This window comes from Streptomyces hebeiensis, from assembly GCF_052983195.1.
The window spans coordinates 6,384,767-6,408,149 of the sequence record NZ_CM129812.1 but is presented as its reverse complement, the minus strand read 5'-3'; the positions used below and the strand labels follow the sequence as shown (position 1 = coordinate 6,408,149).

At 72.8% G+C, this 23,383-nt stretch carries 21 protein-coding genes and 1 pseudogene; 14 read left to right on the top strand and 8 right to left on the bottom strand.

Going from position 1 to position 23,383, the window contains the following annotated elements; all coding sequences use genetic code 11:
- Positions 1-188: 188 nt before the first annotated feature.
- From ACU6P3_RS27490 to ACU6P3_RS27480, 3 genes and pseudogenes are all read left to right on the top strand, one after another.
- Complete coding sequence (locus ACU6P3_RS27490; protein WP_447194566.1) at positions 189-1,568, top strand: alkaline phosphatase PhoX; 1,380 nt, start codon at positions 189-191, stop codon at positions 1,566-1,568.
- A gap of 11 nt (positions 1,569-1,579) precedes the next feature.
- Positions 1,580-1,867, top strand: a pseudogene (locus ACU6P3_RS27485) (Scr1 family TA system antitoxin-like transcriptional regulator); the annotation flags it as partial.
- Positions 1,867-2,079 (top strand): DUF397 domain-containing protein, encoded by a 213-nt coding sequence (locus ACU6P3_RS27480; RefSeq protein WP_447194565.1) that lies wholly within the window; start codon positions 1,867-1,869, stop codon positions 2,077-2,079. The pseudogene ACU6P3_RS27485 and the gene ACU6P3_RS27480, both read left to right, overlap by 1 nt.
- 199 nt (positions 2,080-2,278) lie before the next feature.
- On the opposite strand, the gene ACU6P3_RS27475 is transcribed toward ACU6P3_RS27480, so the two are convergent.
- Positions 2,279-2,746, bottom strand: coding sequence for a MarR family winged helix-turn-helix transcriptional regulator (locus ACU6P3_RS27475; RefSeq protein WP_447194564.1), 468 nt, complete (start codon positions 2,744-2,746; stop codon positions 2,279-2,281).
- 103 nt (positions 2,747-2,849) lie between these two features.
- On the opposite strand from ACU6P3_RS27475, the gene ACU6P3_RS27470 reads away from it, so the two are divergent.
- Positions 2,850-4,064, top strand: coding sequence for an amidohydrolase family protein (locus ACU6P3_RS27470; protein ID WP_447194563.1), 1,215 nt, complete (start codon positions 2,850-2,852; stop codon positions 4,062-4,064).
- Positions 4,065-4,205: 141 nt separating this feature from the next.
- Entirely contained in the window at positions 4,206-5,066 is an 861-nt protein-coding gene (locus tag ACU6P3_RS27465; RefSeq protein WP_447194562.1) for a polysaccharide deacetylase family protein, read from the top strand.
- Between the two features lie 135 nt (positions 5,067-5,201).
- Here the strand turns inward: ACU6P3_RS27465 and ACU6P3_RS27460 are convergent, their stop codons facing one another.
- Positions 5,202-6,074, bottom strand: coding sequence for a ketopantoate reductase family protein (locus tag ACU6P3_RS27460; RefSeq protein ID WP_447194561.1), 873 nt, complete (start codon positions 6,072-6,074; stop codon positions 5,202-5,204).
- Between the two features lie 70 nt (positions 6,075-6,144).
- On the opposite strand from ACU6P3_RS27460, the gene ACU6P3_RS27455 reads away from it, so the two are divergent.
- On the top strand, positions 6,145-6,774 hold the full coding sequence (locus ACU6P3_RS27455) for a TetR/AcrR family transcriptional regulator (protein WP_447194560.1): 630 nt from the start codon (positions 6,145-6,147) through the stop codon (positions 6,772-6,774).
- Positions 6,775-7,053: 279 nt separating this feature from the next.
- The gene (locus ACU6P3_RS27450; RefSeq protein WP_447194559.1) at positions 7,054-7,524 is read left to right on the top strand and encodes a hypothetical protein; all 471 of its coding nucleotides are present in this window, start codon (positions 7,054-7,056) and stop codon (positions 7,522-7,524) included.
- A 199-nt stretch (positions 7,525-7,723) separates the two neighbouring features.
- On the opposite strand, the gene ACU6P3_RS27445 is transcribed toward ACU6P3_RS27450, so the two are convergent.
- The 3 genes from ACU6P3_RS27445 to ACU6P3_RS27435 form a co-directional block, all read right to left on the bottom strand.
- On the bottom strand, positions 7,724-8,392 hold the full coding sequence (locus tag ACU6P3_RS27445; RefSeq protein WP_447194558.1) for an ABC transporter: 669 nt from the start codon (positions 8,390-8,392) through the stop codon (positions 7,724-7,726).
- Positions 8,389-9,372: an ATP-binding cassette domain-containing protein gene (locus tag ACU6P3_RS27440; RefSeq protein ID WP_447194557.1), complete on the bottom strand. Its 984-nt coding sequence runs from the start codon at positions 9,370-9,372 to the stop codon at positions 8,389-8,391. The genes ACU6P3_RS27445 and ACU6P3_RS27440 overlap by 4 nt, the downstream gene beginning before the upstream one ends.
- A gap of 85 nt (positions 9,373-9,457) precedes the next feature.
- Positions 9,458-10,135, bottom strand: a complete 678-nt coding sequence (locus ACU6P3_RS27435) for an AIM24 family protein (RefSeq protein ID WP_447194556.1) — start codon at positions 10,133-10,135, stop codon at positions 9,458-9,460.
- A gap of 199 nt (positions 10,136-10,334) precedes the next feature.
- On the opposite strand from ACU6P3_RS27435, the gene ACU6P3_RS27430 reads away from it, so the two are divergent.
- The 5 genes from ACU6P3_RS27430 (at position 10,335) to ACU6P3_RS27410 (ending at position 16,892) form a co-directional block, all read left to right on the top strand.
- Positions 10,335-11,072, top strand: coding sequence for a peptidyl-tRNA hydrolase (locus ACU6P3_RS27430; protein WP_447198087.1), 738 nt, complete (start codon positions 10,335-10,337; stop codon positions 11,070-11,072).
- Positions 11,073-11,223: 151 nt separating this feature from the next.
- Complete coding sequence (locus tag ACU6P3_RS27425; protein ID WP_447194555.1) at positions 11,224-11,982, top strand: DUF4142 domain-containing protein; 759 nt, start codon at positions 11,224-11,226, stop codon at positions 11,980-11,982.
- 328 nt (positions 11,983-12,310) lie between these two features.
- Positions 12,311-13,750 (top strand): MbnB/TglH/ChrH family RiPP precursor modification enzyme, encoded by a 1,440-nt coding sequence (locus ACU6P3_RS27420; protein WP_447194554.1) that lies wholly within the window; start codon positions 12,311-12,313, stop codon positions 13,748-13,750.
- 4 nt (positions 13,751-13,754) lie between these two features.
- A complete protein-coding gene (locus ACU6P3_RS27415; RefSeq protein WP_447194553.1) occupies positions 13,755-14,774 on the top strand; it encodes a TIGR04222 domain-containing membrane protein in 1,020 nt (339 codons plus the stop codon).
- A 357-nt stretch (positions 14,775-15,131) separates the two neighbouring features.
- A complete protein-coding gene (locus ACU6P3_RS27410) occupies positions 15,132-16,892 on the top strand; it encodes an alpha/beta hydrolase (RefSeq protein WP_447194552.1) in 1,761 nt (586 codons plus the stop codon).
- A gap of 112 nt (positions 16,893-17,004) precedes the next feature.
- Here ACU6P3_RS27410 and ACU6P3_RS27405 read toward each other — a convergent pair whose 3' ends face one another.
- The 3 genes from ACU6P3_RS27405 to hemG form a co-directional block, all read right to left on the bottom strand.
- Complete coding sequence (locus ACU6P3_RS27405) at positions 17,005-17,367, bottom strand: MazG-like family protein (protein ID WP_447194551.1); 363 nt, start codon at positions 17,365-17,367, stop codon at positions 17,005-17,007.
- A 1,118-nt stretch (positions 17,368-18,485) separates the two neighbouring features.
- Complete coding sequence (hemQ, locus tag ACU6P3_RS27400) at positions 18,486-19,202, bottom strand: hydrogen peroxide-dependent heme synthase (RefSeq protein ID WP_447194550.1); 717 nt, start codon at positions 19,200-19,202, stop codon at positions 18,486-18,488.
- 4 nt (positions 19,203-19,206) lie between these two features.
- Positions 19,207-20,661, bottom strand: a complete 1,455-nt coding sequence (gene hemG, locus ACU6P3_RS27395) for a protoporphyrinogen oxidase (protein WP_447194549.1) — start codon at positions 20,659-20,661, stop codon at positions 19,207-19,209.
- 209 nt (positions 20,662-20,870) lie between these two features.
- Here hemG and ACU6P3_RS27390 point away from each other — a divergent pair, with 209 nt between their 5' ends.
- Together ACU6P3_RS27390 and ACU6P3_RS27385 are read left to right on the top strand one after the other, a co-directional pair.
- Entirely contained in the window at positions 20,871-21,845 is a 975-nt protein-coding gene (locus ACU6P3_RS27390; protein WP_447194548.1) for a DUF4349 domain-containing protein, read from the top strand.
- An 87-nt stretch (positions 21,846-21,932) separates the two neighbouring features.
- A complete protein-coding gene (locus tag ACU6P3_RS27385) occupies positions 21,933-23,366 on the top strand; it encodes an FAD-dependent oxidoreductase (protein ID WP_447194547.1) in 1,434 nt (477 codons plus the stop codon).
- The last annotated feature ends 17 nt before the right edge of the window (positions 23,367-23,383 follow it).

Genomic DNA, 23,383 nt, shown 5'->3' with positions numbered 1-23,383 from the left:
CCGCACAGTTCCGTGCGGTACGGGCCCCAGCCGTACGAAGCCGGGCGTACGGGCACGGCCCCACGCGAACACCCGGGGCGGGCGCGGCGACACCAGAGGCGGGCGGCGGCCCGCGTGGTTCACGTGTCACGGATCACGTGGTACACACATGCGGTCACGTCTCCTGTCCGCCAGCAGGGAGTTGCCTCATGTCCGCAACACGACGTCAGATCCTCGCCCGCACCGGCGCGACCGCCGCGGGTATCGCCTTCAGCGGGGCCGTCTCGGAGCTCTTCACGGGCACCGCCGACGCCGCACAGCTCGGCCACGGCGGCGGCTACGGTCCGCTCGTCCCCGACCCGGACGGCCTGCTCGACCTTCCCGAGGGGTTCGGCTACCGGGTCCTCTCCCGCGAGGGTGAACCGCTCCGTTCCGGGGAGGGGCCGGTCCCGGGCAACCACGACGGCATGGCCGCCTTCGCCGGCCGCCGCGGCCGGGTGCACCTCGTGCGCAACCACGAGAACCGCGCCACCGCGCCCCGCCCCGTCCCGGTCGTCCCCGGCCTCACCTACGATCCGATGGGCAAGGGCGGCTGTACCGCGCTCGAACTGGACGGCCGCGACCGGGTCCTCGACGAGCGCGTGGCCATCGCCGGCACCGCCGTCAACTGCGCCGGCGGCCCCACCCCCTGGGGCACCTGGCTCACCTGCGAGGAGACCGAGGACAGAGCCGGCACCAACGGCTACACCAAGGACCACGGTTTCGTCTTCGAGGTCGACGGCTCCGATCCGCGCCGTACCGGAGCCGTACCGCTGACCGCCATGGGCCGCTTCCAGCACGAGGCGGTCGCGATCGACCCCGGCAACGGCACGGTGTACGAGACGGAGGACGCGTTCGACAAGCCGTTCGGGCTCTTCTACCGCTTCCTGCCGAACAAGCCGCGCGGCGGGATCGGCTCGCTGCGCGCGGGCGGCACGCTGGAGGCGATGCGGGTGCCGGGCGTGCCCGACCTGTCGACCGTCCAGGAGACGGGGGCGACCTTCGACCGGATCGAATGGGTCCCGGTGCCGGACCCGCTGGCCAAGGAGACGCCGATCCGTTTCCAGGACTTCGGCGCCGGGGGCATCACCCACGCACAGAAGCTGGAGGGCTGCTACTGGGGCGGCCGCTGCGTCTACTTCGTCTCCAGCTTCGCGCACCGCTCGGCCGGCTCGGCGGCGGACCACTTCGGACAGGTGTGGCGGTACGACCCGCACCGGCGCCGGCTCACGCTGGTGATCGTCTTCGGGCCGGACACGGACGTCCAGCTGCCCGGGGAGTCCCCCGACAACATCTGCCTGGCGCCCGGCGGCGGCCTGATGGTCTGTGAGGACGGCGGCGGCGCCCAGCACGTGTTCGGGGTGACGCGCAAGGGCGAGGTGTACCCCGTGGCGCGCGGCGCCCAGAACGTGGGCACGCCGGACGACCCCGAATGGGGCGAGTTCGCCGGGGTCACCTTCTCGCCGGACGGCCGGACCATGTACGTGAACTGCTACAACCCGGGCACCACCTTCGCGGTGACGGGCCCCTGGCGGGCCGGGCACCCGTAGATCCGGCCGCCCGCCAGTTGGCCCATCTGATCGAGTTCGCCGAACAGCCCAACACCGTACTCCAGTTGGCGCCCTACACCATGGGCGAATACCGCCCGTTCAACCGGCTGGTGAACCTGCTGACCCTGCCCGACCGCTCCGTGATGTCCTACGTTGAGTCCGAGACCCAAGGGCATCTGGACAGGGAGATCACTTCCGTACTGCCACTGGTGAGGTCCTACCATCAGCTACAGGCCGAAGCGCTCTCCCAGGCGCCATCCATGGCCCTGATCAACGAGGTACGAAAGGGCACCCCGTGATGACCGACGCTCCCTCCACCCTCTGGTTCAAGTCCTCCTACAGCGGCAGTGGCGGTTCCTGCGTCGAGTGGGCCCCGGCCCACGCGTCCGCCACCGGCATAGTTCCCGTCCGCGACTCGAAGGACCCGCTCGGCCCGGTGCTGACGATCCCCGCCGATGCGTTCGCGTCCTTCGTCGCGGGCGTCAAGGCCGGAGAGTTCGACACCGTCTGACCGTCCGGTCCGGCGCGCAGCGGTCCCGAGGCACACCACGACGACGGCAAACGCCCCGCCACGCCCCCGAGTCGGGAGGTAGGGCGGGGCTCGTTCTTGGTCAGCCGCGTGGAACCGGGCCACATGATGGACGGAATCACCCGCGTCACGTCCGGACCGGCCCCTGAGCCCCATGCCGGACGCGCCGCCGCCGACTCGCTCAGTCGCGGCTCGCGGCCTGTTTCCTGGACCATGCGGTGGCGTCGGCCCCGTATCGGGCCAGGAGGCGTGCGAACTGAACCCGCTCCTCCGGTGACCAGGCAGCGGTGATCTCCTCGAACGCCTTTCGCTGTTCAGCGGCGAAGCGGTTGCGTTCGGCCTCGCCGCGCTCGGTGAGTTCGAGCACGGTGCGGCGTCCGTCGGACTGGGACGCCGCCCGGCGCAGCAGCCCGTCGTCTATGCAGGCGGCGACGGTCCGGCTGGCCACCGGCTGGGCGACGCCCATCTCGGCGGCGAGGCCACCGACGGTCGTCTCGCCCGGCGCATCGGCGATCACATTGAGCACGAGGTTGCGGGAGAGGTCCTTGCTCGAGGCGGGTGCGCGTCGTCGCAGACGTGACAGCGCCGGGCCGATCTGGTCCAGCGCCAGGTCGTCGGGGGACCGCTCGGAGGAAGACGCACTGCTCATGGGCCTTAAGTCTAGGCCCGCATCCGACATTTGCATACCCGCCCACAAATACATAGCATCCGATATGTAAATGCGAACGAGCAAGGAAACGAGGCGGACTGCCATGGCACTCACCGCGATCACCAACGCCCGGGTTTTCGACGGGGAGAAGACCGTCGGCGTGCAGACCGTGGTCATCGACGGCGGAAGGATCGCTCGTGTCGGCGGTGACGCTCCCCGGGGCAGCGAGATCGTCGACGGCACCGGCGCCACACTGCTGCCGGGACTCATCGACGCCCATGTCCACTCCGCCCCGGGTTCCCTGGCGCTCGCCCTGCGGTTCGGGGTGACGACGGAGCTGGAGATGCAGGGGATGAACACCCGGGAGAACCGGGCACTCATCACCGACGACGACAGCGTGGCCGACGTGCGCTCCGCCGGCTTCGGCATCACACCGCCCGGCGGTCACCCGAGCGAGCTGATGCCCGAGGGATTCCGGCCGAAGTGGGACCTCCCCCCGGTGATGCCCCTGATGCCGTTCTCCACCACGCCGGAGGAAGCGGCCGCATTCGTACCCCAACTCCTCGCGCGGGGGTCCGATTTCATCAAGTTCATGATCGACGACGGCAGCGTGGAGGGGCACCCCGGGCTGCCGTCGCTCGACCAGGCCACCGTGAACGCCGGTGTGGCGGAAGCCAAGAAGTACGGGGCCCTCACCGTGGCCCACGCGCTGACCGTGGAGGCCACCAGGATGGCCGTCGAAGCCGGCGTCGACGGCGTCACCCACGTGTTCATGGACCAGCCGCACACCACCGAGATCATCAGCCTCGTCAAGGACGCCGGCATGTTCGTCGTTCCCTGCATCAGCCTCAATGCCTCGATGATGGGGATCACCGGCGCCGAACTCGCCGACGACCCCCGGGTGGCCGCACGCCTCGACAGCGAGTGGGACCGGACCCTGCGGTCCAGCTACAACCGCTACCCGCAGGGCAAGCTCGACGACGTGTACGACACGGTGCGCGCTCTGGACGCCGCCGGCGTCGACGTGCTGGCCGGCACCGACGTTTCCATGCCCGAGACGTTCTTCGGGGGCCTGGCACACGGGGCGAGCCTGCACCACGAGCTGCAGTACCTCGTGGCAGCCGGTCTCACCCCCTCACGGGCCTTGCGCGCGGCCACGGCGACCACGGCCCGCCGCTTCCGCCTCAGTGACCGAGGCCGTATCGCCGAGGGGCTCCGCGCCGACCTCCTGCTGGTCGACGGCGACCCGACCGGCGACATCAGCGACACTCTCAACACTCGGGCCGTCTGGCGCCGCGGCACCCGCCTGGCGGACTGACCGCGGTCCGTCGTCGAGCCGGGCGGGACCGGCCTCCCATCCGGGACTCCCGCCCGGCTCGGGACCACGCGAGCGGGGTGACTTCACCGCAGGCGAGCGCCGTACGACAATTCCGGATAGATCATCCTATATTTTCCGTGCGTGATTACCTTCGCGCGCACGCTCGCCCTCACCGTCGTCGTCCTCGGCACCACCGCCCTCGCGGGATGCGGCGGCACCGGCAAGCCCGGACCGCACGCCGTCTCCGGCTCCCCCGCCGTCCACCACTCCGCCGGCGCCCATGGCTCCGGAGCCGCGCGGCGGCCGCCGACCCTGCCGCCCACGCGCGGCGGTCTCACCCCCGTCTTCAAACGTGGCGACCCGGCCGCGGGCAGGACCGTGGCCCTCACGTTCGACGCCGACATGACAGCCGGCCAGGGGAAGCGGGCGGCGGGCGGGGAGCGGTTCGACAATCCCTCGCTGATCACCCTGCTCCGGCGGCTCGAAGTCCCCTCGACCGTGTTCATGACGGGACGCTGGGCCGAGGAGTACCCGACCCAGGCACACGCGATCGGCAACGACCCGCTGTTCGAGATCGCCAACCACTCCTACAGCCACTACGCGTTCACCGACGACTGCTACGGGCTGCCTCGGATCGGCGCGGAGCGGATGGCCTCCGACGTCCGGCGGGCGTTCGCCGCGTTCCGGAAGGCGGGCGCGACCAATGTGGTGCCGTACTTCCGTTTCCCCGGCGGGTGTTACGACAAGGCCGCGCTGCGGGCCCTCGCCCCGGAGAAGGTCACGGCGGTCCAGTGGGACGTCGTCAGCGGGGACGCCTTCGCGACGGACCCGGACGCCGTCGCCCAGCAGGTCCTGGACGGGGTGAAGCCCGGCTCGCTGGTGGTGATGCACTGCACGCGCAGTGCGGCTCCGGTGACGGCCGAGGCGGTCGAGCGGATCGTGCCGGAGCTGCGGGAGCGCGGCTATCGCTTCGTCAAGGTCTCGGAGCTGATGAGGCACTGAGGCGGTCCGGGCACGGGCCCGGTCGATGCGGGTTCACCGCGAGGCCGGTCCACGGACGGCGCCGGACCGGTCCACGTACGGCGCCGGATCGTTCAGCCGCCCGCGCCGGGACCGCGAGGGTGCCGACCGGGTCGCTCAGCGGGCTCCCACAGGGGCACGGAGCTGTTCGGCCAGCCGCTCGAGTTCGGCCGCCGTGGCAGGCGAGAGGTCGTTGAGTCCGCTGTGTACGGCCGTCGGGCTCTTCAGGAAGCGCCGGAGCGCGGTCACGAGGAGCCCTTGCGGCAGAGCCCGCAACGCGGCGAACGCGCGAGGTACCGGCGGGGTCTCCATCGCGGCGAGGTTCTGCCGCACGAGGTGGAGCATGCCGCGGACCGCGTCCGGGTCGTCGGCCAGCACCAGCGGGCCGCCCGCCGCGTGTACCGCCTGACCGAGCGGGACCTCGAACGCGGCGTGTGTCCTGAGCCAGGCATCCATCCGCGGTTCGGCCTTGGCGTTGATCCCGGCGGTACGGAACGTCTCCACGATCCGTACCAGGCGCGGGGTGGTACGACCATCGGGCTCGCCGACCGGCGTCGCGACCCGGCGGGTGATGAAATTGCTCTTGCGGTAGCGGACCACGTCGCCGTCCATCGTGCCGCCGGTCGCGGGGAAGCCGAGCAGCACCCGCTCGTGGCCGATCACCGCACCCAGCGTCTCCGGGCCGGCTGCCCAGTTGAGCAGGAACAGCACGTCACCTTGGACACCGGCGAGTGATTCCAGCACCGCGTCCACCTGGTGGGTGCGGACGAAGACGGTGATCAGGTCGTACCCGCCGTCCGGGTGCTCGACCACCGGTACCGGCACCCGCTTGACAGCTGGGCCGTCTTCCTCGGCGAGCCGCACTCCGTGCCGGCGCAGGGCGGTCAGGCGCTCGCCCCGGCCGAGGAGCGAGACGTCGTGGCCGGCCTCGTGCATGCGGGCGGCGAACAGGCTGCCGCAAACCCCGGCGCCGTACACGAGCAGCTTCACGACAGTCCTCTTTCACACGTTCGTTTTACTCATACGTTCGTTTCATTCAAACATATGTAGAGTCCCTCGTGTGGCGACCCCAGACACCCGCACCCAGATCCTCGACGCGGCCGAGCACCTCTTCGCGGAGCACGGATACCGCGGCACCTCGGTCCGCGCGATCACCAAACTCGCCGGAGCGAACCTGGCCGCCGTCGGCTACCACTTCGGCTCGAAGGCGGAGCTGATGGCCGCAGTCGCCCGCCGCGTGATCGAGCCCATCAACGCTGCCCAATGCGCCGGGCTCGACAAACTGCTCGCCCGGACCCCCGATCCACCGGTCGGCGAACTGGTGGAGGCGTTCGCGGGGCCGCTGTTCGACGAGATGCCGGCGGGGGACGAGGGCGGCGCCCGGACCTCCCGGCTGATCGTGACGATCCTCAGCGACCCGGCCGAGGAGGCACGCAGCTGGACCGGCCCGGCCGAGGACTCGGTCCGCGAGCGCTACCTCGCAGCCTTCGCGCGCGTACTGCCCGGCCTTTCCCCGGAGGAGCTGGGGTTCCGGATGCGGGGGATTCTTGCCGTGACGGCCGTCGACCGCCTCGAGGTCCACCAGCAGCCCTCTCCCGGCTGCGCGTCCCCGGTAGCGGGCGAGGCGGCCCGGCGATGGGCCATCACGTTCCTGACGGCAGCGATGAGCGCACCACCGGCCCGGACCTGACGACCCGGGACAGACGCCGGCGGCGCGGGGCAGGCGGCGTTCGCCCTGTGAACGAGGGCAGTGAAGCGCTTGTCGGCGGCGTTCTCGTTCCGCCAGACGATGTATCGGCGGAACATACTTCCCGTCTTCGGGACCGGTTCGTGCGAACCGCTGCCCGGTCTGCCTGGCCGCTGATCTACTGGTCCCCGAGAGGCTTGATTCGACGGCGGCTCCCCCCACAGTGGTGAACAGGGCGGGAATCGCCCGTGCCGTGGCCACAAGTCCGCCAGAAGGAGGGGCATGACAGCGATAGGTGACCCGCGGGTGGTCGAAGCGATGTGGCGGGCGACGGACCTGACGCGGGCCTACCTCGCCCAGGACCGCGTCCAGGTCGCGGCCTGCCTCACGGACCTGGACACCGACCGACTGGAGCACGTGCTGGCCTGGCTGCTCCTCGACCGCGACGGGCTCTTCGACATGCTGGGGGAACCGTCCATGGCGGTAGGGGAGATCGACACGGTGGCGGCTCTGGCACCGCCGGAGATCGAGTTCGCGACGACGACGGCCCTGCGCCGGGTCGCCGCGAAGGAGACGGAGCTCCTCCACGCGGTGAAGGGCTTGGCACTGCTGGAACAGATCCACGCCGTCGCGATCTGCACCGTGGTCATGCTGCTCGGCGCACTCGGCCGCGTCACCGCCCTGGAGAAGCTCGACGCGGAGACCGTGGAGTTCGAGCGGATGGGCCACCCCAGGCCCTACACGATCACCTGACCGCACAGGCCGCGCCATCCGCCACGGCCGGACGCAGCCGTGGCCCTGCGGGCCGGCCCCGGCCCTGTTCCGGGTCGGCGCCCGGGACGAACCGTCCGCGACGAGTACGCCGTGTCCGCCGGCACCAGGTCGGGACAGGTGTGGGGCCGTTCGCCCGCCCGCCGCGTGGTGGGCCTCGGCACGGTCGGCCCCGGCGTGTTCAGCCCCGGCGTGCCGCCACCGCGCAGGCCAGCGCGCCCGCCCCGGCCGCCACCAGCGCGGACAGGACGAGCTGCGTCCCCGGTATCCCGACCGTGCCCGTCAGCGATCCCCTCACCAGCCCGCTGACCGCCGACCGCGCCGGCGAGCCGACGGCCACCAGTGCCAGCAGCGCCACCACCGCGTTCGCCGCGATGCCCCGGCCCCGGGCGTTCACCACCGGTCTGCTGCACAGCGCCCCGGCGGCCGCGCCGAGCAGCAGGCAGACCACGGCGGCGACCAGCCCCGCGGTCCCGGCGGACAGCGGGGGAACCCGCACCGTGTAGTCCGCGTTCACGGGTCGGCTGACCATGGACACGACCACCGTGCCCAGCACACCCAGCCCGCAGGCGAAGAGGGTGGCGGTCAGCAGAGCCGCCAGATGGGCCCGGTACGACCCGCTCGCGGCGGCCACGACGGCACGCGCGGCGGCCGGTTCCTGGGTCACGCAGATCCGGACCAGCCAGGCGGTGGCGGGAAGCAGCGCCGCCGCCGCGTAACCGAGGGCGTCCAGGACGGGCTGTCCGGCCTGGACGCCGACGACGAGGAAGATCCCGTACATGAGGACCGGGGGCAGCCAGCGCTGGGACCGCAGCAGCATGGAGAACTGGTAGCCGAGCAGGGCCGTCATGAAGTGAGGTGCCTCGTTGTCGTGGTGGGGGAAGCGGATCGGTCGGACCGATCAGACCGATCGTCCGGGGTCCGACCGTCGGCCCTCGGCCCGGCAGATCCCTGAGCCGGCTCGGGAAGAGCGGCCCGAGCAGCCGGAACCACCGGAAGAGCCGCGCGTACCTCCTCGATGTGCCACGGCGGACGAGCCGTCAGCAGCGCCCGCAACAGCGCGTCCGACCGCTCCGCCGGTGCCGTGAGCGTCAGACGGCCGTCGGGGCCCGTCTCGTACGCCGGCGCGCCCGGCAGCCCGTCGGGCGGCTCGGCCCCCGGCGGGCCCACCGCCACGATCCGCGTCTCGCGCCCCGCCTCAGCACCGTCGGGCAGCGCGCCCGTACGGCGGACGAGACCGCCGTCCACCACCGTGTACAGCTCGTCCACCGCCCCCGCCAGCCGCCGTGGATCGTGGTCGACGAAGACGACCGCGCCCCCGGCCTCGATCCGTTCGGCGACCGCGAGGTCCAGTTCCGTACGGGCGGGCACGTCCAGTCCGGTCCACGCCTCGTCGAGCACCAGCAACTCCGGCTCGGCGAGCAGCGCCTGGGCGACAGCGACCTTCTGGCTGGTTCCCTTGGACATCTCGTCCATCGGCGTACGGTCGTGCGCCTCGGCCCCGAACCGCTCCAGCCAGCCGGCCGCGCGCTCCCGCGCGACGGTGCCCCGCAGCCCGTGGATCCGGCCCAGCCGCACCAGGTAGTCGGAGGCCGTGAAGGGCAGGGCCGCCGGGAAGCGCTCCGGGACGAACGCCGTGCGGGGCCGGGCATCGACCTGCCCCTCCGTGGGCCGGTCGATGCCCGCGAGGACACGCAGCAGCGTGGACTTGCCGGTGCCGTTGGCACCGTCGATCCGGACCAGTCCGCCGGCGGGCAGTTCGAGATCGACACCGCGCAGCACCCAAGGGCCGCCACGGCCGTAACGGCGGCCGACGTTCCGGAGTTTCATCGCCACATGATGTCAGTACGGCCCGGAAGGCGCGGGCGTTCAGCGTGACCGCTCCTCGTCCCTCCCCGGACCGGAACGGGGAGACTCAGTGCGCGCTCTGCTTCTGGGGCGTGACCTCGCTCGGCCTGACGATCACGAAGCCCTCGCCCTGGAGCATCAGCTGGACCGCTTCCCCGGAGCCGCCCCTGATCATCGAGCCGACGGACTGGGAGCGGTGCAGCGACGTGTTCAGCTGCGCGCTCCAGCCGACGACGGCGTCCGTGTCCACGTAGACCGGCGACTGCGCGCTGACGGGAATGACGATGGGCGTGCCCTCGCAGATCACACCGAGTTTTCCGTAGCCGGTGAAGACGCTGTTGAAGAGGCCGCCACCGGTCATGCCCGCGCCCTTCACCGTCTTGATCTCGTACGAGAGCGTGGCGTCGAAGCAGAGCACGTTGCGGCCGTTGATCGTGAGGGCGTCACCCTGCTCGACGTCCACGATGAAGCAGTTGGCGGCCTCGTGCGCGAACCACGCCTCGCCCTGCCCCTTCACGGCCATCAGCGGCAGTCCCTCCCCGGTGACGGCCCGCTTGAGCATGCCGCCGATGCCCTGGCCCTTCCGCTCGAACTGGAGCCGGCCCCGGAAGGCGACCATGGATCCCTGCCGCGCGAACATCTCCCCGTTCACGGCGTACTTGATCGACTTCGTGTTCTGGAGGGTCATCCCGGGGGCGGTCGCGGGCTGTGCCAGATGTTCCGTTGAGAAAAGGTCGCTCTTCATGCCGTGCATCGTGACCCGGAGCGGCCCCCTCCGCCAAGAGAGGTTTCGCCAAGAATGCCGCGTGAAGGCGCCGGCGGGCCCGCGGAGGCCCCGGCGGATCCGCCCACGATCAGCCCCCCGGCGCACCTGACGCGTCTCGCGCGCCTCACCCGCCTCGCGCACCTCGCGCACCTGGCAGACTGGCTCCGTGACCAGCGACATCGATGACGGCGACGGCCGGGCCGATCCCTACCGGCGGATACGCGGCTCCCGCGACGAGGCCCCCCAGTTCGTGCTGCCGCTGGTGGTCCGGCTGGAGAAGGCCGCGCCCCCGGCCCGTACCGACGCCCTGGAGACGGCGGCGCGCGCGGTGCTCGCCCTGCTCTCCGACGACCGGTCCCAGGGCGAGGGCGAATGGGCCGGCGCCGTACGGGACTGGCAGGACGCCCGGATCCGCAAGGTGGTACGGCGGGCGCGCGGCGCGGAGTGGCGGCGCGCCGGCGCACTCCCCGGCCTGACGGTCACCGGCGGCGGGCCGGCGACGGACACGTCGTCCCCGGCCGAGGTACGGGTCTTCCCGCCCGTACCGCTCGACGGCTGGCCCAAGGAGCTGGCCCGGCTCCAGGTCTCCGGCACCGAACTGGACGATCCGGCGCCGCCGCCCGCGCCGGACCCGGGCCATCCCGTCCTCTGGCTGAATCCGGGGGTGGAGATGTCGGCGGGCAAGACGATGGCCCAGGCCGGCCACGGTGCCCAACTCGCCTGGTGGGCACTCGGGGAGGCGGACCGCGCATCCTGGCGCGAGGCGGGCTTCCCGCTCGCCGTCCGCACCGCCGAACCCGCTCGCTGGGGCGAACTCACCGGCGGCGGACTCCCGTTGGTGCGCGACGCCGGCTTCACGGAGATCGCCCCCGGCTCCTGCACCGTGGTCGCCGATCATCCCTCGCTGCGAAGTTGAACGCCCGGGCGCCGCCGTACGTATCTCCCGATGCCGCACAGCACATCGCACGGCCCGTCCGTCAGCGGTTGGTTCAGCGGGGTCTTTTACCGGTTCGGGAGGCAGCACATTGTTGGGACGTATGAACGGCACGGCGCTCATAGTCGGCGCGATGGTAGTGACGGTCGCCTCGTTGGCCTATCCCGTCTGGTCGTACGCCGACCGTTCCGGCACCGGCCAGGCCAACCTCAGCGCGTCGACGGTCTCGACCCAGTGGGGTCCTCTCTCGGCGACCGACCGTGACCTGCTGGTCAAGGTGAGACTCGCGGGCCTGTGGGAACTGCCGGCCGGCCAGCAGGCCCTGGAACGGGCCCCCACACAGGCCATCAAGGACTGCGGCGACCATCTGGTCGTGGGCCACACCGACCTCGACGTGCGCGTGCGCGACGTGGCGGCCAAGCTCGGCGTCCAGCTGCCCAACCAGCCCAACGAGCAGCAGCAGGGCTGGCTCCAGGAGTTGTCGGCGGCGAGCGGCGAGGAGTACGAGCGCAAGTTCGCCAACCTGCTGCGCAACGCCCACGGCAAGGTGTTCTCGCAGATCGCGCTGGTGCGGCACACCACCAGGAACGCCCTCGTGCGGCAGCTCGCCTCGGACGCCAACCAGACAGTGCTCGACCACATCACGATGCTGGAGGCCACCGGCCGGGTCGACTTCGACGCCATGGCCAACGAGGCCGCGAACGCCGCGTCGTCCAGCCCGACCGGTCCGCCGCCGCCCGACGGCAACCTGCCGCCCGCGGCGCCGCCCGTCGAGCCGTCCGGCGACCAGAACCTGACCTCGGCGCCGTCGCCCGCGGCCCCGGGCGCCCCGCCGAACACCGACCGGCCGGCGGTGGGCGAGGGCGAACCGGCGCCCGGCGCGACGCAGTGACCCGGTCGGTGCGCCGAGCCGGTCAGGCGGACCGCACGTCTGATCACGACTGACGGGTCGCCCTCGCGTCCGAACGACCGCACGGCCCCGAGCCCCACGGCCCCGGCACACCGCTACCACGGTGCCGGGGCCGTTCGCCGCCCGCGTCCTGACCGGCCGGCGGCTCCGCAACCTCAAATGAACCTCTGAACGTCCTCTCCTGTGGATTCGCCGGCTTCCGCCGGGGTCATCTACCGGAGGAACCAAGGGGGAACCGGTGAGCCGGGAGCCGGAGGGCCGCGCGGCCCGAACGGCGCGGACGGCGCGCATCGGTCGGAGAGGAGGAGCCGTGCGCGACACACCGCGGCTGGGCATCGGCATCGGATGGCGTCCGGAAATCGCGGACACGGTGGAGGGGTTGGCGGGAGTCGACTGGGTCGAGGCCGTCGCGGAGAACGTCTGCCCCGGACACCTGCCCGAATCGCTCCTGCGGTTGCGCGAGCGCGGGGTCACCGTCGTCCCGCACGGCGTCTCGCTCGGCCTCGGCGGCGCCGACCGGCCGGACCCACGCAAGCTCGCCGACCTCGCGGAGCGTGCCGAGGCGCTGGGATCCCCGCTGGTCACCGAGCACATCGCCTTCGTACGGGCCGGTGGCGGGCGCACCGCGTCGCCCGTACTGGAGGCCGGACACCTGCTGCCGGTCCCCCGCACCCGGGACGCGCTGCGCGTGCTGTGCGAGAACGTACGGATCGCCCAGGACGCGCTGCCCGTACCCCTCGCCGTGGAGAACATCGCCGCGCTGATCTCCTGGCCGGACGAGGAGCTGAGCGAGGGGCAGTTCCTCGCCGAACTGGTCGAACGCACCGGCGTACGGCTGCTGATCGATGTCGCCAACCTGCACACCAACCACGTCAACCGCGGTGAGGACCCGGCGCGGGCACTGGACGAACTGCCGGTCGAGGCCATCGCGTACGTGCACGTCGCGGGCGGCGTCGAGCGCGACGGCGTCTGGCACGACACCCACGCGCACCCGGTCACCCGGCCGGTGCTCGACGTGCTGGCCGAGCTGCGCGCGCGGATCGATCCGCCGGGAGTCCTGCTGGAGCGCGACGACGACTTCCCGCCCGCGGCGGAGCTGGCGGGCGAACTGACCATGATCCGGGACACGCTCGCCGGGCCGGCCGGACCGACCGGACCGACCGGGTCCGTAGGGACCGCGGTACCGCTCAGCGCGGCCCCGGCAAACCCGGCGCGTCCGTCGGCGGGCGGCGGAGGCACGGGCCACGGTGACGACAACGGCGGCGACGTCGAGATCGACAGGGACGTCAACAGCGGCGACGCGTTCGGCGACGGCGCTGGCGAAAGCGACGGCGACGGCGAAGCCGTTCGGGACCGGCTCGCGCTCGGCCAGACCGCCCTGCTCTCGGCACTGGTCGCCGGCGCACCGATGCCGGCCGGTTTCGATTCCGAGCGCCTCGGCGTGCAGAGCCGGGCCCTGGTCTCCAAGCGGGCCGGCGTGATCGCCAAGGTGGCCCCGGAGCTGCCGGAGATCCTCGGGGACGGCTTCCGCCCCGCGTTCGTCTCGTACGCCACGAACCGGCCGATACGTGCCGGGTACCGCAGGGACGCGCTCGACTTCGCCGAGCACCTGCTGATCGCGGACGAGCCCGGGGACCCGGTGGCCCGGCGGCGGCTGACGCTCTGGTGGCGGGAGCGCTCGGGCGCCCGGCCGCCGGGGCGCGCGGCCCGTCTCGTGCACGCCGCCCGCGCCGCGCTGACCGGGAGGTGAGGGGATGCTGGTCGTCGTCCTTCTGCTGGCCCACCTCGGCGTCGCCGTCTCCTGCGTCCTGCTGATCGCCCGGATCGTCAAGGTGCGACGCAGGGGCGTGGCCGGCCACGTCGGGGACACGGCGGAGGCCGCGTTCCTGGCGGGCGGGCCGGGGCAGGTGGTGGACGCCGCGATCGCGGGGATGTGTGCCGACGGCCGGCTGACCGTCGGGGGTCCGGGCATCGTCGCCGTCGGGCACGGAGTCGCGCACGACCCGGTGGAGGAGTCCGTTCTCCAGGAACTGGCGGTGGCGCCCAGCGGGGCCCTGCACAAGTTGCGGTTCGCGGTGATGCGCGGTCCGGCCGTGCAGGGCGTGGGCGACGCGCTCGCGGCCCGGGGGCTCCTGGTGGCGCCCGCCGAGGCCCGTACGGCACGGAAGTGGGCCGCGGTCCAGACGGCGGTCTGCTTCCTGGCGCTGCCGGTGGTGATCGTCCTGGCGGGCGTCCTGTTCATGAAGGACCGGGACAGCGGCACCGGCTCGCTCGCCGTGTCCGTCCTGCTGAGCCTGTTCGCCGGCGGGATCGTCGGCCTGGTCTGCACGCCGTACACCAGGACGTGGATCACCGGGGCCGGGCGTGGGGCGCTGCGGGACTTCCGGGCGAGGAACCCGCGGGTTCCGGGGGCCGCTCCGCCGCCGGCCGCCCGGCTGGTCGCGGCATACGGTCTGGCGGCCCTGCCGGATCCGGTGCTGGCTCAGCGGTTGCGAACGGCGGCCCGACGGCGGCCGGGACGGACCGTAGCGACAGCGCAGGGGACGGCCGCCGCGATGGTCATATGGTGCTCGGGTGCGCTGCCCGGAGTCGATACGAGCGGCGGCTACGGAAGCGACGGAGGTGGCTCCTGCGGCGGAAACGGCGGTGGCGGCTCCTGCGGAGGCGGTAGCGGGAGCGGCAGTTCGTGCGGCGGTGGCAGCAGTGGCGGCAGCTCCTGCGGAGGCAGCGGGGGCGGGGGCTGTGGCGGAGGCGGAGGTGGCGGCGGAGGCTGAGACCGGCTTGTCGCCGCCCGTCGCCGCCGCCCCGGCGGCACCGCCCCGGCGGCACCGCCCCGGCGGCACCGCCCGGAGCGCGCCGCGCAGGGCGCGGATCACGCGGGATCCCGGTCCGGACCGCGGTGGCGCGGCTGCCCGTCGCCGGGTCGGGCCCCGCCTGACGGCCCGTCACGACTACTCGACGGCCACTCACATGACGGCCGTTTCCGCATCCCGGCAGGCCCTCCGGGGTGGTCGTGCGGCGCAACGGGGTCAATAGCCCCAACACCGTCCGGCGGTCCTTGCACGGCTTCGTCCCTGTGCTGACCCTTCGGCCTGCGGTTGACCGCCGACCGCCCGCACGAAGGGAACGCGATGCGAGCATTAGCGAAACACGGGGCCCTGGCCGCCCTCGGCTCCCTGGTCCTCTCGGCCCTCGTCGTCGCCCCCGCGGACGGCGCGGCACCCGCCGGGGCACCGCCCCCCGGCACCGGAACCACGGCGACGTCGGCCGCGAGTGCCATGGCCGGCCCGGCCACCACGGTGACCGCCGCGCAGGCCACCGCCCGGGCCACCGGGCGAACCACCGCCCCGCGGACCACGTCGGCGGCCTCCCGTGAGGCGCGCGGCGTCGCCCTGGCCGCCCGGCGCGCCGCCGAGGCGGGTATCGCGTTCGGTCCCTGCCCCAAAGCCGAGTCGCTTCCCGCGCCCCTCACCTGTGGCAGGGTCGAGGTCCCGCTCGACTACGCGAAGCCCGACGGGGAGCGGATCACCCTCACCGTCAGCCGCGCGACCGCTACGGGGAAGGCAGAGCACCGGCAGGGGGCCCTGGTCTTCAACCCCGGCGGTCCCGGCGCCTCCGGCGTGTCCTTCCCGCTGGCGGCCGGCCTGCCCGAGTGGAAACGGCTCGCCGAGGCGTACGACTTCGTGGGCTACGCCCCACGCGGTGTCGGCCGCTCCGGATCGCTGTCCTGCCAGGAACCGGCCGACTTCGCCAAGGCCCCCACCCAGGCCCCGACCCACCCCTCCGAGTCGTACAAACGGCAGCGGATCGCCGAGGCGAAGGCGTACGCGCTGGGCTGTGCCAGGGCCGCCGGCGCCGCCCTCCCCCACTACAACTCGCTGAACAACGCCCGCGACCTCGACGTGCTGCGCGCCGCGCTCGGCGAGCCGAAGCTGACCTTCATGGGCGCTTCGTACGGTACGTACTTCGGTGCCCTGTACGCGGCACTCTTCCCGTCCCACGTGCGCCGGATGGTCTTCGACTCGGCGGTGAACCCGGATCCGAAGAAGGTCTGGTACCGCAACAACCTGGACCAGTCCCTCGCGTTCGAACGGCGCTGGTCGGACTTCCTCACCTGGGTGGCCAAGCACGACGCCACATACCACCTGGGCAGCGACACCGAGGAGGTGCGGACCAGTTACGAGAGGGTGCGCGCGGGCCTCGCGCACGAGCCGGCGGACGGGAAGGTCGGGCCCGGCCAGCTCCAGACGCTGATGCTCGGGGCCGCCTACTACGACGACTACTGGCCGAAGCGCGCGTCGGTGCTCGCCGCGTACCTGAAGGGCGATCCGAAACCGCTGATCGCGGCGGCCGCGCCCAAGCCGTCCGCGGCCGCCGGGGCCGAGAACGGCAACGCCGTCTACACCGCCGTCGAGTGCAACGACGCGCCATGGCCGACGGACTTCGCCGTCTGGGACCGGGACAACAGCGAACTGGCGCGCCGCGCGCCGTTCGAGACCTGGGACAACGCCTGGATGAACCTGCCCTGCGCCTACTGGCCGGCGCCCCGGCAGCAGCCGCTCGACGTCCGCACCCGTCCGGGCGAGCTGCCTCCGACCCTGATCCTGGCGGCCGAACTCGACGCGGCGACCCCGTACGAAGGCGCGGTGGAGCTACGGCGGCGGCTCGCGGGTTCGGCGCTGGTGACGGAGCGGAACGCCGGCACGCACGGGGTCGCCGGCGGCGGCAACGCCTGCGTCACCGCGTATGTCGAGGACTACCTGCTGCGGGGAAGGACGCCGACACGAGGCGCGGAGTGCGCCCCGCACGCGCCCCCGGACCCGGTGTCGCAGGCACCGTCCAACAGACTGGCCGACCTCCGGGAAAGGCTCGCCCCGGCGTCACGTTCCTGAGCTGAGTGACTGAGCGCCTCCCAGAGCGGCGGACAAGCGGAGAGGCCCGGCCATCGGCCGGGCCTCTCCTTGCGCCGCATCAGCTTGCGGAGCAAGGAACAGCGAAGGATCTTCACTCGGACGAACGAACACCGTCACGCGTCCCGGTCTCTGGCAACTCGTCACCACGTGTTCGGACGATCAAGTGCTCCACCCGCTCGTCCAGCACCTTGGCCGCGTCCGTGGTGATCGTGGCCAAGGCGACCATGGCGGTCACGATGACGTCGCTCAGCTCTTTCTCCACGTCCTGCCAGTCGTGGGAATTGCCCTTCCGAGGGTTGGCACCGAGTACCCCGGTGATGGCCTCCGCCGCCTCCCCGAACTCCTCCCCGATTTTGAGGACCCGCAGCAACCTCACATCGCCGGCCGCGGCCTGCCCCTCCCTGTCGAGCCAGTCCCGCAACTTGTGCACGCCGTCCCACGTCGCGCCGTCCATGCTCGTCTCCTCGATCAGAGGTGTCCACGTCCGGGACGCGGTGCCCCGTGCCGCGCAGGAATTTACCGGCAGCCCGGGCGGCAGAGACCACGAGGTCCGGCTGGACGACCTTCATTGAGCACACGGCCTTGACCGCAGGGCGGGCGTGGGTCTCCTCGGCAGCGCAGCGTTCGGCTTCCAGGAGAGCGCCGATGCACTCCTCCCGGCGGCCCCACTGGGCGTAGGCGGTGGCCTTGTCGGTGTAGTACCGGGCGCGTCGCTCGACGGTGGGCAGCAACGACAGCCCGTCCGAGTTCGTCGGCCAGGTGATCCGGTGGGAGAACGGGCGGGCCGGCGCCGAGGCCGAGCATGGCGTCCCGCAGTCCGGCGACGAGGAGTTCCCCGGGGCTGGCCTCGGGAACTCGGGGGTGGCCGGCGCCGATGACGGGGGCGCCGACGGCTGCCGCTGCTGTGATCGCCAGGTTCGCGAGCAGTTTCCTTCGCTCCACCGCGTCTCACCGTCCTCGTGCCCGGGGATCTCCACCGTAGGCGCAGGGAGGCGCGGAAGGGGCCCGGTTGCCGCCCTCGTCAGGGTGGCTCGGTCCCGGCCGGCGAACCGCAGGCCCGCCTGGTGGCGTACGCGGTCGATGACGACCCGTCCGGCGTCGAATACCCCGGCGGCATCGGGCACCACCGGGGCCGTGCCCGTGCGGCAGATCGAGGCGCGCTCCCGCGGGAGCACCGACCCGGGTTCCATCGGCCGCCTCGCGTGCGGAGCGCGCCGGAGCGGGGAAGAACCTGGTTCTCCCCGCAGTCCGGCACGTTTCCGCAGGTCAGCGGCCGATGGGAACCCGGAGCCGAACCCGGTGTCGCTGGACGAGCCGACGAGCAGCCGGAAACTGCCGCCGGTCGTCTGATCTTCCGGGCGGGGCGGCCGGGCGCTCACGACGAGCCGTCCCGGTCACCAAACCCACATCTCTCCTAGGCTCGCACAGACTTGGCCGAGCCCGCGCCTCGCCTCCCCGGAGGGCGTCCTCCCGGACCTCCCGGGCGTCGGGACCCGGGACCCGGACCTCCCGGGCGCCCGGTGCTCCGGCCGGCCGGAGCACCCTGGTCCCGGCTGCCCGGTCCGGACGGGCTCACGCCAGGCCCGCCACCAACTCCGCCACGGACTTGCGGCGGCCGGTGTAGAACGGGACCTCCTCCCGGACGTGCATCCGGGCCTCGGAACCGCGCAGATGACGCATCAGATCGACGATGCGGTGCAGCTCGTCGGCCTCGAAGGCCAGCACCCACTCGTAGTCGCCGAGCGAGAACGACGCGACCGTGTTGGCGCGCACGTCCGGGTAGCCGCGGGCCATCTTCCCGTGGTCCGCGAGCATCTTGCGGCGCTCCTCGTCGGGCAGCAGGTACCACTCGTACGACCGCACGAAGGGGTAGACGCTCACGTACGCGCGGGGCGTCTCGTCGGCCAGGAAGGCCGGGATGTGCGACTTGTTGAACTCGGCGGGCCGGTGCAGGGCCATGTTCGACCAGACGGGTGCGAGCGCCCGCCCGAACAGGGTGCGGCGGAAGAGGTTGTACGCGTCCTGGAGCCGGTCCGCGGTCTCCGCGTGCCACCAGATCATGACGTCGGCGTCGGCGCGCAGCCCCGACACGTCGTACGTGCCGCGCACGGTGACGTCCTCCGCGGCGAGCTGTTCGAACAGCTTCTCGACCTCTTCCGCGTACCCGGTGCGGTCCTCGGGCAGCACGTCACGCAGCTTGAAGACGGACCAGAGGGTGTAGCGGATGACCTCGTTCAGGTCCTTGGCCTTCTTGCCCGCGTTGGGGGTCTTCTCCGGTGCAGCAGTCATACGGCTATTCTCCCGCGCCCCGGCCCGCGCCTCGCGCCGGGGTGGACGTGGCGATGATCTCGTCGGCGGCGCGCCGGGCGCTCGCGACGCAGGCCGGGATGCCGACCCCGTCGTACGCCGCGCCGCACACCCGCAGGGCGGGCAGTTTGGCGACCGCCTCGCGGATCCGGGCGACCCTGGCCTGGTGGCCGACCGGGTACTGCGGCAGGCCGCCGATCCAGCGGGTGACCTCGGTGGCGACGGGCCGGGCGGCCAGCCCGGCCGCCTCGCCGAGGTCGCGCAGCGAGACGTCGACCAGATCGGCGTCGTCGCGGTGCGTCTGCTCCTCCTCGCCGTACCGCCCGATCGAGGTACGCAGGACGAACAGGTCGGGCGCGCCGTCCGCGACCCAGCCCCACTTGCGGGTGGAGAACGTCGACGCCTTGATCGTGCGGCCGTCGACCGGCGGCACCAGGAAACCGCTGAGGTCGGGCAGTCCGGCGAGGTCGGCGCGGCGGAAGGCCAGGGTCACCAGCGCCACGGAGGCGTACTCGACCTCGGCCAGCCCGGCGGACGCGGCCGGGGACTCGTCGGCGAGCAGCGCGGAGGCCGACCAGGCGGGCGTGGCCAGGACGACACCGTCGGCGGCCAGGGTCTGCCGGTCGGTACGCACCCGCCAGCCGTGCTCGGTACGGGACAGGCCGAGTACGGGCGTCTCGGTGCGGATCTCGCCGCCCGCCGCCCGTACGGCGTCCGCGACGGCGCCCGGCAGCAGCCCCACACCGCCCTCGATGCCCGCGAAGACGGCGTCCGCGGGGCCCGTCGGCCGAGGAGTCGCGGCGGTCCTCCCCTGGATCGCGCGGACGGCGTCCAGCAGGGAGCCATGGGTCCTGACCGCCTCGAACAACTGGGGCACGGCGGATTTCATGGAGAGGCGGTACGCGTCGCCCGCGTACACCCCGCCGAGCAGCGGCTCCACCAGCCGGTCGACGACCTCGCGGCCGAGCCGCTCGGCGACGTACGCGCCGACCGCGACATCGTCGCCGACCTCGCCCGGCGGCAGTTCCGCCTCCCGCGCGATCCGGGCGATCCCCTCGTCGGAGAGGAGGCCCGCGAGGGCGGCGGCGTCGCCGGGAACGCCCATGACATGGCCCTTGGGCATCGGACGCAGCGCCCCGCGCGTCCAGACGGCCGCGGTGCCCGCGGTGGGCGGCCGCAGCCGCTCGCCGAGTCCGACGGCGGTGGCCAGGTCGACGGCCTCGGGCCGGCGCGCGAGCATCGACTCGGCGCCGAGGTCCACGGGCGCGCCCGCGATCTCCCCGGCGCGCAGCTTGCCGCCGAGCCGGTCGGTGGCCTCCAGGAGTGTGACGCCGACACCGGCGTCCAGCAGCCGGTGAGCTGCGGCGAGGCCGGCGATCCCGCCTCCGATGACGACGACATGGCCCGGTTTCGTGTCCACGTTCTGAGCGCTCGACTCCATGTGCCCACTGTCTCAGACAGGCCCTCCCCCGGCGCCGCGGGGCGCCTCGCCCGTAGCCGCCGTACCGAACCGCCGCCGTGCCGAACCGTCGTACCGACCCCTCGTACCGAGTCCCGACCGTGACCACTTCGGTATCGGGAACCGGAAACCCGCTCGGCCGTCCCCCACGTCGAACCGTCACCATTCGTGGAAGCACCCAGGGGGGTCTTATGCGTGCGATGCCCGCGTTCGCGGCGGCACTGCTCACCGTCTCACTCACTCTCACCGGATGCGGCTTCGGCGGCGAGGACGAGAAGGCGCTCCGAAGCTCGGCGGCCGACGCGGCGGACGGGTCGCAGGCGTCCGGGTCGCAGGCGGACGGGTCGCAGGCGTCCGGTGTGGCGGGCGAGTCCGGCCGGTCGGGTGCCGCCGGCCCCTCCGCCGGGTCCGGCGCCAAGGGGCAGCAGGCGAAGGCACCACTGCCCGGCAGCCACATCATCCGCACGGCACGCCTGACCGTGGGCGTCAAGGACACCGCCAAGGCGCTCGTCACGGCTCGCTCGGCGGCCGAGCGGTCCGGCGGTCTGGTCGAGAACGAGTCCACCGAACGGACCGACGACGGCCATGTGATGTCGACCGTCGTGCTGCGTGTGCCGCAACGGGAGTACGACTCCGTCCTGGCCGAACTGGCGGGCACCGGCACGCTGATCGCGCGCGGCAGCGAGGCCAAGGACGTCACCGACCAGGTGGTCGACGTGAACAGCAGGGTCGCGTCGCAGCGGGCGAGCGTCGCCCGGGTACGGGAGTTGATGGACCGGGCCGACAGGCTCTCGGACGTGGTGGAGCTGGAGGGCGAGCTGAGCACCCGCCAGGCGGCGCTCGAATCGCTGCTCGCCCAGCAGGCGGCCCTCAAGGACCGTACGACGCTGGCCACCATCACGCTCGAACTGACGGAGACTCCCGCGGCGGAGAACGGGAAGGAGGACGATCCGGGGTTCCTCGACGCGCTGGCCGGCGGCTGGGACGCGTTCACGGCGACGCTGCGGTGGATCGCGGTGGGCGTCGGCGCGGTGACGCCGTTCGCGGTGGCGTTCGCGGCGCTGTACGCGCTGTGGCGGCTGGTGCGCGGCCGGCTGCCCCGGCCGCCCGCGCGGAGGCGGCCGGCGGCCGTCCCGGCGACCGAGGGGGCCCCGGGAGAGGAGTGAGCGCGGGAACCCGCGTAGCGTGCCCCCGCTGACAGCGATACGGATGACGTCCGCGTAGAGGCGGGGACACGGACCGGAGGACACACGATGGCGGCTGAGCGCTTGGTGATCATCGGCGGCGACGCGGCGGGCATGTCCGCCGCGTCGCAGGCCCGCCGGATGAAGGGCCCGGAGGAGCTGGAGATCATCGCCTTCGAACGCGGGCACTTCTCCTCCTTCTCCGCCTGCGGCATCCCGTACTGGGTGAGCGGCGACGTCGCGGGGCGCGACGCCCTGATCGCCCGCACCCCGGAGGAGCACCGCGCGCGCTCGATCGACCTGCGGATGCGCACCGAGGTCACGGAGATCGACATCGAGGGGCAGCGGGTGCGCACCCGTGAACTCCCGGACGGCTCGGGCCGCGACACCCGCTCTGCGCCGGGACACAACTCCGGCTCCGGCTCCGGGGGTGCCGAGCGCTGGACGGGCTTCGACAAGCTGGTCGTGGCGACCGGCGCCCGGCCCGTACGGCCCCCGCTGCCCGGCATCGACGCCCCCGGCGTGCACGGTGTCCAGACCCTCGACGACGGCCAGGCGCTGCTCGACACCCTGACCGGCGGCGGCGGGCACGCCGTGGTCGTCGGCGCGGGTTACATCGGTGTGGAGATGGCCGAGGCGCTGCTGAAGCGCGGCTACGAGGTGACCGTCGTGCACCGCGACGAGGAGCCCATGGCCACCCTCGACCCGGACATGGGCCGGCTCGTGCGGGAGGCGATGACGGGGATGGGCATCACGGTCGTCGGCGGCGCGGCGGTCTCCGCGATCCGCACGGGCGGGGACGGCCGCGCACGCGCCGTGGCCACCGACGACGCCGAGTACCCGGCGGACGTGGTCGTCCTCGGTATCGGCGTGGAACCGGAGACCGGCCCGGCCCGCGCCGCGGGGCTGCCCGTCGGGGCGCACGGCGGACTGCTCACCGACCGGTCGATGCGGGTGCGCGGATACGAGAACATCTGGGCCGGCGGCGACTGCGTGGAGGTGCTGGACCTGATCTCCGGCGCCGAGCGCCACATCGCCCTGGGCACGCACGCGAACAAGCACGGCCAGATCATCGGCACGAACGTGGCGGGCGGCTACGCCACCTTCCCCGGGGTCGTCGGCACGGCCGTCAGCAAGGTCTGCGAGCTGGAGATCGCGCGGACGGGGCTGCGCGAGAAGGACGCCCACCGGGCGGGCCTGCAGTTCGTCACCGCGACGATCGAGTCCACCAACAGCGCCGGTTACTACCCGGGCGCGGCCCCGATGACGGTGAAGATGCTCGCGGAGCGCCGCACGGGCCGGCTGCTGGGCGCGCAGATCGTCGGCCGCGAGGGCGCGGCCAAGCGCGTGGACGTCGCGGCGGTCGCGCTGACCGCGGGGATGTCGGTGGAGGCCATGACGATGCTCGACCTCGGCTACGCCCCGCCGTTCTCCCCGGTGTGGGACCCGGTCCTGGTCGCGGCGCGCAGGGCGACGGCGGTGGTACGGAAGGCGGGCGCGTAGCGGGGGGTGGTGCCGGG